5 protein-coding genes are annotated in these 12,502 nt (G+C 39.8%); all 5 read right to left on the bottom strand.

The window, feature by feature from the left end; genetic code table 11:
• Positions 1–235: 235 nt before the first annotated feature.
• The 5 genes from JWQ54_RS10230 to JWQ54_RS10210 all read right to left on the bottom strand — a co-directional run bounded on the left by JWQ54_RS10230 (position 236) and on the right by JWQ54_RS10210 (position 12,405).
• Positions 236–2,707 (bottom strand): glycoside hydrolase family 95 protein, encoded by a 2,472-nt coding sequence (locus JWQ54_RS10230; protein ID WP_299584042.1) that lies wholly within the window; start codon positions 2,705–2,707, stop codon positions 236–238.
• 139 nt (positions 2,708–2,846) lie between these two features.
• Positions 2,847–4,208: a glycoside hydrolase family 27 protein gene (locus tag JWQ54_RS10225; protein WP_299584039.1), complete on the bottom strand. Its 1,362-nt coding sequence runs from the start codon at positions 4,206–4,208 to the stop codon at positions 2,847–2,849.
• Positions 4,209–4,257: 49 nt separating this feature from the next.
• Positions 4,258–8,430, bottom strand: coding sequence for a hybrid sensor histidine kinase/response regulator transcription factor (locus tag JWQ54_RS10220; protein WP_299584036.1), 4,173 nt, complete (start codon positions 8,428–8,430; stop codon positions 4,258–4,260).
• A gap of 352 nt (positions 8,431–8,782) precedes the next feature.
• On the bottom strand, positions 8,783–11,455 hold the full coding sequence (locus JWQ54_RS10215) for a TonB-dependent receptor (RefSeq protein WP_299584033.1): 2,673 nt from the start codon (positions 11,453–11,455) through the stop codon (positions 8,783–8,785).
• Positions 11,452–12,405, bottom strand: a complete 954-nt coding sequence (locus JWQ54_RS10210; protein WP_299584030.1) for a GLPGLI family protein — start codon at positions 12,403–12,405, stop codon at positions 11,452–11,454. The genes JWQ54_RS10215 and JWQ54_RS10210 overlap by 4 nt, the downstream gene beginning before the upstream one ends.
• Positions 12,406–12,502 lie beyond the last annotated feature (97 nt).

Genomic DNA, 12,502 nt, shown 5'->3' with positions numbered 1-12,502 from the left:
TGCGCTTATGCATTTATAAATATCATTGGTTAAAATATCACCTGATAAACTTCAGTTTTTTACTTACGTGCTTTATCCACTCCCAGGCAAATAATTCATGCCCGTTGGCATTGGATGAATCCCATCCCACAGCCAATATTCTACAGGCGGATTCTTTTCTGCCGCTTTATTGAAACTATCCTGTAATGGAACATATATGGCATTAAATTCAGCGGCAAGACATAGCGTTGTGTTATTAACTTTTTGCGCCGGTGATATTATATTTCAATCCCTTTTTTGTGTTAAAGCTTGTCACATAACCGTTAGTGGTTTTTTTGGAGATTACCCGCATACCTGTAATTTTCAAAGGTTCGTTGCTCCGGATAACGCATTTGCCGCCAACTACAGCCAAAATGGATGCGGTTGTTATTTTTTTGTTTTTCCAGTTCATGCTCACCTCAAAATTACCTCTGGCTTTTAAGCCGGAAATTTCCCCGGTGGCCCAGGCATCAGGAAGAGCAGGCAATAATTGGATTTCATTGTTCTGACTTTGTAAAAGCATTTCGGCCATGCCGGATACGCCTCCAAAGTTCCCGTCTATCTGAAAAGGCGGGTGAGCATCAAACAGGTTAATATATGAGCCACCACCACCCGAGTAATTTGTTCCGGCTACATTGGTTGCCCGTAACAGGTCTTTTAACATTTTATAGCTGTGGTTTCCGTCAAGCAACCTTGCCCAAAAATTAATTTTCCATGCAAGGCTCCAGCCGGTGCCTTCATCACCCCGCAATTCGAGCGTCTTTTTTGCAGCAGCCGTTAGCTCCGGCGTATTTACGGGCGAGATCTGGTTGCCGGGGAAAAGGCCGAATAAGTGTGATACATGGCGGTGATGCGGCTCAGGGTCTTCCCAATCCTTATACCACTCCTGCAGGTTACCTTTTTTACCAATATGGAAAGGGTATAATTTAGCCTTTTTAGCAATGATGGTGTCGCGGAACACTTTATCTTCCCCCAGCTCATTCGAGGCATCTATCACATTTGTAAACAGGTCACGGATAATTGACATATCCATTGTTGTGGCTATTGATACACTGGCCCTTTTGCCTTTGTCATCAAAAAAAGCATTCTCCGGCGATACTGATGGCGCCGTTACCAGGTATCCGTCTTTATCCTCAACCAGCCAGTCCTCACAAAATTCAGCAGCGCTTTTCATTATCGGATAGGCCACCTCTTTCAAATATTTTTTATCTTTTGTAAACTGGTAATGCCACCACAAGTGCTGCGAAAGCCAGGGCGATCCCATTGTCCAGTTAGCCCATGTAGGGTCGCCGTTGCCTTTATCGCCAACCGGGTTTGACAATGCCCAAATATCACTGTTATGATGCAATGCCCAGCCTTTTGCATGGTAAAACTCCTTAGCCGTAATCTTACCTGTAACGGCCACATTTTTTATAAAATCAATAAATGGCATGTGCATTTCTGAAAGATTGGCCACTTCGGCAGGCCAGTAATTCATTTGCACATTTATATTGGTGGTATAGTTTGAGCTCCAGGGCGGGCGCAATTCTTTATTCCAGATTCCTTGCAGATTGGCAGGCACACCACTGGTACGCGAGCTTGAAATAAGCAGATAACGGCCATACTGAAAGTAAAGCGTTTCCAGTTCCGGGTCTTTCGCTCCTTTGGTGTATGATATTAGCCGCTCATCGGTAGGTAATTTGGCATTGGTGTTATCAGCCGGGGTTGCAAGTTTAAACGATAGGCGGTTAAAGTAATGGTGGTAATCAGCATAGTGCCGGGTTAATAATGCCGGCCAACTTTTTATTGAAGCTTTGTTAAGGTATTGCGTTGCTATCTTATTTTCATCTTTTCCTTCAGAAACAGGGCACTTATCAAAACCATTAAAACTGGCTGCAGCCGAAAGAAAAATAGTTACATCGGTAGCATTTTTCACGGTTATACCACTGGTATCAGCACTTATCCGCCCATCTTTACTTAATGCTTTTACCTGCAGCTCAAAGCGCATGCCCTTGCAGCCAGCGCTATCATCATAGGTAATTGGGTTGGCAGAGTCAATGTAGTTCGGCTGTGCATGTGCGGGCGCTTTTCCTTTCAAAGCTATCTCATTGGCTGATACCGCAACTGTATGGTATTTTAAAAGACTTGAAGCACCAACTTTAAAATTTAATTGACCGGCCTTACTTGCAGTAAGGTGTATCACAATCACTTGGTCGGGCGCAGAGCTGATTACCTGCCTGGTGTAGGTTGTTCCGTTAATTGTATAACGGGTGGTTGAAATAGCATCCCGGATATTGAGGTCGCGGTAATACGATGAAGGTATAGTGTCCTTTAAATCCTGGGTAATGATAAGATCACCCAGCGGCAAATATGACTCTGAATAATAACCCTGCATTTTCTTTGCGTAATTATAGGCTTTTGCATAGTCATCTTCTTTGAAAAGCGCTTCCCTGGCCAGTAATAAATTAGCATAAGCATCGGGGTTTACATTTGTACGCACAGGGCCACCAGTCCACAAAGTAGCTTCATTTAATTGAATAAGCTCGCGCTTAACGCCTCCAAACACCATAGCACCCAAGCGACCATTACCTATAGGCAAAGCATCCGTCCAAACTTTTGCCGGCTTTTTGTACCAAAGCTTTAAATTATCCTGGCATAACGCATGAAACGGAATTATACAGATTAGCAAGATGAGGAGTTTTTTTATCATAAAGGTCGTTGTTGCGGAGGTAGGAATTTGGCGTCAAGGATCAGGAAAAAAAAATGATATTCAAGGATTATTTTAAATTTTAAAATTGTTCCTTCTGTTTTCCTGACGCTTGATTTTTAACTCTTGATTCTTCTTACAGTTACTGGGCAGAAAATTTAAATAACGCCGCCCCATGCTTATTAATTTGCTGGTGAAAACTTTGCTTAAACACTCCCAGGTCCTGCTTTTTCCACAGATCCCTCACCGCTATTTTTTTTATAAGGCCCACAGATGCAAAAGACAGATCAATATCCTGGGGTTGCTCGCTTAAATTAAACATAGCCACATACACATCCTTACCGCCTTGGGCATGTGAATACCATATCATTTTTCCATCCTTTTCATATAGTTGCCGCGGGTTTTCTCCTTGCTGGTTCACTGCCAAAACTTCGCTATTGGTAAATAAGCTTAACTCAAAAGGCCTGTTTTCGGGAAGGTTGCCACCAAGCATCAGCGGCGAGCGGAAGATGCTCCAAAAGGTCATGTGTGTGTATTCTTCATCTTCGGTAAACCTGCTGTACCTTTCTTCGCCAACAGGGCCGCGTTTTGATAGCTTACCAATCTGAATCATATCACAATCCGGCCAATGGCCAGGGTTGCTCACTCCTACCCACTGTTTTGCATAGTTCATCATCCCTGTTATCTCTTTCCAATTGTCCCAAAAGTCATCGGCCATACGCCACATGTTTGCATATTGAACAGCGTGATCTGCCTCTGCTACAGGCGTAGCACCCGGTGATAAGCTCAATACTATCGGCCTGCCGCAATGTGCAATTGCCTTGCTGTAGCCTTCAACTTCCGGCTCACTATATGGCCTCGAAAGATCATCCACCTTAATAAAATCAACACCCCAGTCGGCGTACAGCTCTAAAAGCGAATTTAAATATTCCTGTGCGCCTGGCTTCTTCATATCAAGCCCGTACATGTGGTTCATCCAGGGGCATTTTGAATTGGTGTCAGCAACCATATCTGCCGTTATTCCATTAGTTCCCTTAACCGGCGACTTGGCCCACACGGCCTGGCGTGGAATGCCCCGCATTACATGAATCCCAAATTTCAAACCCAGGGAATGTACATATGTCGCCAGCGGCCCAAACCCCTTACCGCCAAACGCTGAAGGGAACTTGGTTGGTTGCGGGTTTAGCCTGCCCCATTGATCCATTGTTAACCAGGGGATGTATGAACCATCCTGCAACCTTGATTGAAATGGGTTGCCGATGTTGCTTCCCGGAGGGTTATCATACGACCATAAAAAATCAACCACTACATATTGCCAGCCGTATTGTTTCAGGTTTTTGGCCATATAATCCGCATTTGCTTTTACTTCATCCTCATGCACGGCAGACCCAAAACAGTTATAACTGTTCCAGCCCATTGGCGGTGTTTGTGCCACCGTTTGTGCGGACGAGGAATTAAAAAAAGATATAAAAGCGGCAATAATAAAAGTATGTATATATTTCATTGGGATTTCAAATTCGATCAAATGTTTTAATTAACGCTTTATTCCGCAATTAAGCAAAGTTTTCTTCTTTTTCTTTACTCCGCATCTCAATAATATATTCTGATGGGAGCATTCCAAATTCTTCTTTAAATACTTTGGCAAAATATGCGGCATTATTAAAGCCTACCTCATAAGCAACATTGGCAATGCTCAGCTTGCTTTTCTCTAACAATTGCACCGCTCTTTTTAAACGAATGGTCCTTATGCAATCAACAGGGGTTTTACCGGTAAGCGTTAATAATTTTTTATAAAGTGATACCCTGCTCAGGTTTAAATTCCTGCTTAACTCTTCAACAGAAAAATTGGGATTGGTGATATTCTTCTCAATGCTGGCAAAGGCATTTTTTAAAAATTTCTCATCTTCTGATACCACAACTATATCCCTGGCCTCTACATCTACCTGCTTTTGATACGTTTTCTTCATTGTTTGCTGGATCCTTAACAGGCCGTGGATTTTTGACAGCAAGATCTCAAAGTTAAAAGGTTTTACAATATAGTCATTAGCACCACTGTCTATACCGGCAAGCTGATCGTTTTGCCCTGTTAGCGCAGTTAATAAAATAATAGGGATCTGGGCAGTCCTACTATCTCCTTTTATTTTTTTACACAGGTCCAAACCATTCATTTCTGGCATATTAACATCACTTACAATAAGTTTGGGATGTAACGCAAGTGCTTTTTGCCAGCCGTCTTTACCGTTTACCGCTTCTATTATATGAAAGCTGTGTTTTAAATTGTCTTTCAGATAAAATCTTAAATCATCATTATCCTCTATCAATAAAACAGTTGATTTTTTAGCTAAACCATTTATATTATCTATATTTTGTAAACCAGGATCTGATATTTTCTCCGGCTTAGGCACAGCAACCGGCTGTTCTTCATGCAAATCCCCAACAGGAAGCTCTATAATAAAACAGGTGCCATAGTCGGGTTCGCTTTCTATTTTTATCGTCCCGCTATGCATTTTTATAAATTCCTTTGTGATAGATAAACCTATCCCGCTACCCTGGTTCAGCAAGCTTTCGGGCATATTATCCTGAAAAAAGCGCTCAAAGATCTTTTCCTGGTTTTCTACAGGTATGCCAATGCCGGTATCAATCACCTTTATCACGAGTATTTTTTGATCTTTTGCAAACTCATCCGGAGCCGATAAATTTAGCATAACACTAATGTAACCGCCCGATGCTGTAAATTTAAAGGCATTGGAGAGCAGGTTAAACAGGATCCTTTCTATCTTATCATGATCGAAATTGGTGACAAACGAATTCACTTCGCTCTCAAAAAGGTATTGAATTTGCTTTTGATGAGCAACATCTGTAAACGAAGAACAAACATCCCTTATAAATTGTATGATATCGCCCTTTTTTAAACAAAGCTTTAGCTCATTATATTCCATTTTACGAAAATCAAGCAGCTGGTTAACCAGGTTAAGCAAGCGCTTCCCATTTCTTTTTATCATTACAAGGTGTTGTTGCTGCTCGGGTTTGTCTGTTGTTTTAATCAGATCATCAATTGGCGATATTATCAATGATAAAGGAGTGCGGAACTCGTGGCTTACATTGGTAAAAAACTTAATTTTCATCAAATCAAGCTGATGCATCCGGCGCGCCTCTTCACGTTCATTTTCAATTTTTCGCTCTTCTTCCAGTTTATCCTGTTTTATCCTGAATTCATTTTTTAGTTTAAGGATCCCTTTATGGCGTACATAAAATAAAAGGAAAACTACACTTATAAAATAAAGCAGGTAAGCCAATGGCGATTTCCAAAACGGTGGCAATACCCTGATGTTAAGCGTTATGGTATTTGTATTTTCAGGATCGTTTATATTGCCGGCTCTAACTTTAAATATATAGTCACCTGCATCTAAATTTGTATATGTTGCCTTACGGGTGCTATTAGGGGCCGAAAGCCATTGTTTGTCAAATCCTTCCAACTTATACTGGTAAACAACTTTGTCGGGATTAAAATACTCGCAGGCTGCAAACTCAATGCTAAAGTCGTTCTCATTATGGTTCAATGTTAAATTTTTAGTATCTGTAATTGAACTTTTAAGTACCACATTACCCTTTATGGTATCGCCAACAGTAACACTTTTGTTAAATAACTGAAAATCGGTAAATAATAATTTGGGTTTGTTTTTAGTAATATTTATATTCTGCGGGTTAAACAGGTTAAATCCGTGTGCCCCACCAAATATCAATTGCCCTTGCCGGGTTTTAAATGCCGAATAGGCATTAAATTCGCGGCCCTGCAAGCCGTCAAACTCATCAAACTTATTGATCAGGAACCTGATATTGTTACCTGCTTTAACAGGCTTAATACTAGCCAGCCCGTTTGCTGTGCTTATCCAAATTTTACCATTGTCATCCTCCAAAACTTTTAAAACATCATTACCCGGTATTCCATTTGCTTCATTAAGATTATAGAACTTATTAGTTTGTGCGTTTAAAATACTTAAACCATCCTTTGTGCCTATCCACATCATCCCTTTACTATCCTGGATAATGCTGTTTACATCATTACCTATCAAACTGTTAGGATTATTCGGCTGATTTACATAATGTTTGGCTAAACTTTTACCTTTTCCAATAAAATCAACCCCTTTATCCCGGCCTATCCAAATATTTTTTTGTTTATCCTCATAAATAACTGCAGTATAGCTGGAGAGCATTTGATAATTGGGATGTAAAAAGCTGTTTGAGGCCCTGTCAAAAATATTGGTACTGCCGGCAAACGTTCCCACCCAAAGTTTTAATGAAGAGTCTTCCATAACACTATAAACACGGTCGTCGGATATACTCGATGGAATATTATCATTATGCCGATAATGGATAAATTTTTTTCCGTCAAAACAATCCAGCCCTCCAAAATAGGTGCCTATCCAAAGCTTGTGTTCATGATCAATACATAAGCTGATTACTATGTTATTGGCTAAGCTATTAGGATCGTTAGGATCGTGTTTATATTGGATATATTTTTTTGTGACCGAATTATAGTTAAGCAGCCCGCCTCCGTTTGTGCCTATCCATAAATTCCCTTTGGCATCATCGGCAAAACAATCAACATCTTCATAAGGCAGGCTTTTACTGTCAGAAACATAGTGCCGGATAAGCGGGAACCGGATTATACTTTTATGATAATAGCTGATCCCCTGTTTAAAAGTACCAGCCCAAATTATGCCGGTATTATCTTTATAAAGCACCACACTATTACCTTGTAAAGACTTGGGATCATCTTCCCTGTTTAAAAGATATTGAATGCTGTTGTTTATGGGGTCTACCAGGTTAATACCGCCATGGTCGGTTCCTATCCAAATTTTGTTGTCATCGCCGAGTATAATATTGTTTATAACATTATAGTTAAGCCTTATATTACCCGTTTCAGTGCTAAAATGATCAAGAGCTTTTGTTTTTACATGATAGCGGTAAATGCCAACAGAACTGCCTGCGGCAAATAGCCATAAATTATCGTTATTATCAAACGTTGCCGAATAAAGCTCTGGCCTGTAATTGTTAACCTTAGCCAGGCTGTTTGACCTGGAAATAATGGTATTGGTACGGGGATCTAATTTTTCAATTTCGCCATCGGTGTAAATCAGCCACATAAAGTTATGGCTATCCTCAACAACATCTGTAACCACGTTTGAATGCAATATTGAAATTGACTTGTTATTAGTGCTGCTGAAGAAATTGGTGGTATTGCTTTTAGGATGATAGCAGTATAACCCTTCATTATTTGTTAAAAACCAAAAATTACCTTGTCGGTCTTTCTTAATTGTAGTTAGCTGATCTGTAAAAACATTATACCTTTCAAGTTCCTGTGAAACATCGTTTAAAAACTTTTCGGCAGTGGAATTATAAATACTAAAGCCGCTATGTGTTTTTATCCAGAGCTTCTTTCCTGGTCCTTCAAAAATACTTGCAACCGAATTTTCAGCTAATGAATTGGGATCATTTGCTGAATGTTTAAACACCCTGAACTTATACCCATCATACCTGTTTAGCCCGGAAATAGTACCGAACCACATAAATCCGTTGGCATCTTTAAAAACGCTGCTTACCTGGTTAATTGAAAGCCCGTTGGTAATATCCAAATGCGAGAACTGATACGCCGTATTTTGAGCATACAAGCATTGCTGCGTTATACTAAACAGTAAAACATATATGTAAACTTTAAAGCGCATAATATTAGTTACAGGTATTATTGGCACTACCTAAAAAAGCATATTACAATGCTAATGTACTGAATAATTGTAAATATAACACTAATTAGCATTTAGCCGTATAGCCGGTTAACTTAATTATTCCATTAATTATTTTTTTAATGCAAATCCAACCTTATTTGCTGAACGTAATAGGTTTAATTTTGGTTGATAAGAATGTACCTTGTAAAGGTACCTATTTAGAGGAATAACAGGATGCCGCAAATTTCCTTTTGTAAAACTATAGCATTATAATTTTTTACATTCCACAAAAGTTAATGTTTAATATAAAAAATATTAACTAAAGGGTTATAGGCGGCTGAATTACCAAAATTTACAGATTAAAAGTAGCCTTAATTAACATGATGCGACCCGGAATGGTGTACGTATTGGATGTAAATGTATTTGCCGATAAATAAAGCGCATTATATTTTTTTGTGTTAAAAAGATTATTGGCGCTTAGCTCAACATCTGTATTGATCTTGTTAAACCTGTACCTTACCGATGCATCTGCAAAAATGTACTTTTGGTTATTAAGCTGATCCTGGTGGTTATAATAATCATCTCCCGATAACTTAATGAACAGGTTAACCAGCGGGTTATAACTTATGGATGCCTGCTGGTAAATACTTTTTATAGCTGTACCTGAAGTCGAAACCGGCGACTTGCTGCTGAGCTGGTTATAAATTACTTTATAGCTGATATTCAGCACATCGGTTATTTTTGTTTCGGCGCTTGCACTTTCAGTTGCCGATATGGTTTTATAGGGTAAAAGAATGTTATTTTGAAGCTGGTTTGAACTGTTTGACTGCCATGACACGCCCCCGCTGATGGTTGTGCGTAAAGCAAACACATACTTGCTGATGTAGCCATTAAGCATCCATGAGTTTGTATGGTTAACATATGGCAGCACTATGTTTTGCTCAATGTTGTTATTGATAATGCTTGAGGTAATGTTATTGGCGGTTATATGATTGTATGATGCTGTAATGCTAAAAAAGAAAAGCGTGATGGCTTTGCGGTAATTAAAGCCAAGTGCTGCGGTTTGGTCCTTTTGCTCTGTAAGGTCGGAATTATTGGCATTTAGTGTACGGTAATCTTTTAAAACATATCCGCGATAGATATCCTGGATGCTGCCTATCCTGTTTTTAAGATCATAAACCAGGCTGAAATAATTTTCAACGCCGCTTTGATATTTTATAAACAACCTGGGTGTAAAATATAAATGGGTTGATTGTTTATCAAAAGCAAACAGGTTATCGGTATAATGGATCTGTTGCAGGCTTAATGGCAGGGTTAGGTTTACTTTAAGTATTTTGCCCGGGAAATCATAACCTGCCTCGGCATACAGTTTTTGCCGCGACCAGTTTAAATTGTTCTGTGTACTGTCTGTTACCAAATTAACAGCATTATTGGTTTGTACCGCGCTTAAAGCCGATCCCAACTTTTGCTGCTGCAGGCTAAAACCAACCTTGTAGCTTTGTGTAACATAATCTGAAGGCAGCTTATAAGCAAAGTAATTATTTGTAAACCAGGTTGGCACGTTAACTTTTTGATTTAACTGACTGTAAGGATTGCCGTTATTAAAGATTGCAGGGTTTAAACCGGGAGTAATGGATAAGCTTTCCGGTTCGGCAATATGGTTCAGGTACGAATAAACTTCAATAATGTTATTTGTTTTAAAGGTTTTCATGAGATTAAACTCATTAGAGAAATCAGCAATATTGTCCTTAAAAACCTGGTTCACCGGAGTTCCGTTAGTAACCAATGCCGAATAATTGGTATTGTGATTATAATCAGCTGTTAAAGCATCGTTCAAATAATATTTATCCTTGTTAATGTTTAAGGTAAGCTGGCCATGCAAAATATCGGGGCGACGTTTGTTATGCTGTATTTCCGAGTAACGTACCGTATCATTTGGTAAGTAGATAGCTGCCTGTTTTTGATAATCCTGCAGTTGTGTATCGTGCAGGTAATAGAGGTTGGCTTTTAGCTGAACATCCTTTTGCAGGTGTACCAGGTTATTCAGGTTTATTATGCTCGACTGGTTAAACAAATACCGATTTCGCGGCAGGTCTGGATCGGCAGCAGTTCCTGTTGAAAGCAGGGTACCAGGTTTATTATTATCTATTCGTTGCAGGTAGTCTGATAAATTATGCGATACCAGGTCATTCTGAACATCAAACCCGGTATTGTTGCCTTTAAGGTAATTGATCGCTTTAAAGTTATCCTTAAACATCATTGCGTTAAGGTCTTCATCATATTTACCGGGTGTGCCGCCGCCTATTGTTTCCTGTCCTATCAGCTGTAGCTTTGCATCTTTTTTAAAAGTAAGGTTCAGAGCAACATCCTCGCTCACCACTTTGTCTTTAAGCATTTTAACAGGCTGATGGTTTTCTATTACCTGCACCTGGTCAACTACGCCATGCGGAATACTGCCGGTGGCGATGTTATATTTATCATCAAGCAGGTTATCGCCTCCAATATAAAGGTTGGAAATCCCCTTTCCATTGTAGGAGATCTTCCCATCAGAAGCAACCTGGATGCCCGGCAGTTTTTTAATTACATCTCCTATAACCCTATCCTGCGGATTGCTAAAATCCGACACCTTGTAGCTTAACGTATCACCATTGGTTTTAAGAAAAGGTCTTTTATCTTTTACAATTACAGTTTGCAGCTGATTGGTTGCTACCGGCAATATAAAATTGTACGGCGCTGTCAAATCCGTTACTGTATTGGTTTGTTTTATAAAACCAATACAGCTTGCTTCAGCCGTTAGGCCACTTTTTGGGGCATCCGCGGGTAAATGCAGGGTAAATTCTCCCTTATTATTACTTACAGTATAACTTAAAATTGCACTACCGGCGCCTCTTAAATTTATTGTTGCAAAGGAGATTCCTTTACCAGTACTGTCTTTAACGGTACCTTTTAAATTTTGCGCAAAGTTACTTAGGGAGAGCATCATGCCGAAAAGGAAGATCGCTGCAAATTTGCTGAATCTGATCATTTCTTTTCGGGAAGCTCTATCGGGTTATTAATTAAGGGGCCGTCTCCAATCTTTAATTTGATATTTTGCTGAGGGCCGGAACGATTGAACTGCATGTTTCCGCCTGACCCACCCATTGCAGAATGTACAAAAGCATCCGGGTCCTTCTTCATGGCCTCCCTTAAATTAACAAACTCCTTTTCGGTGGTTTTTATCCCGCCGGATGGTAATTGAATTACATTAGGATCGCCTTCATCATCCATATCGAAAAGCCTTATTTCGCGACCGCTTCCGGCGGGTTGCTGATCCGCGCTGGCAACAGGACTAGCTTTGGGGGCCTTACTCAAATCTTCAATTCCGTCAAACTTAAATTCTACTTCTTTTTTTGCATCATAAGCTTCAAGGATCACGCCGGGTAAGCCGTTTAATTTCCACGGGCCGCTATGAAAAGGCAGATCGGGGCAAAACCATGCGGTATAGTCACGCCCCCTGAAATGAGCCGTTGCTTTTTGACAGTGCAGGCCAGCAAAGCTGGTTGTATCATTGCTGATCTTCCAGTCAATTGCTGCCATGGGTTCTTCAATCAGGTAACTATTAATAAGCTTCTCTTTTCTTACCAATTTCCCTTCAGCCGGGAACTGGTAGTATTCAGTACTTGAGCCTGAGCCCTTTCCCCTCATAATTTTTACCGGGCCATTCGGATTAGCAGCTATTTGCTCCTGCACTTGTTTTTTTATTAAAGCATCGGCTATTTTTTTGTCGTAGCTTTTATAGGCACTTGAATTTTTGCCCAGGAAAAGGATCATTTTTTCATTATAAATATCATTCCTTTTGGTAGTATCCCTCAGGTGTGAGAATTTATAATGAACAACAGCTTCTGCTGTCTCGGGTTGGCTTTGTTGTGCTTTGCCTGAAATTGATAACAGGCTAAAAGCAACACACAGAACTAAAATTGAACGTAATGTTTTCATGATCATAATTTTATTTAAAGTAATAGTAGGGCAACCATCTGGCTTTTTAAAAACTCAGGTGTAAACAGAAGTTTTACAGGGATGAAATGCCGGATAT

The organism is Mucilaginibacter sp. (assembly GCF_028288225.1).
Lineage (GTDB): Bacteria > Bacteroidota > Bacteroidia > Sphingobacteriales > Sphingobacteriaceae > Mucilaginibacter.
This window is presented reverse-complemented; position numbering and strand designations above follow the sequence as displayed.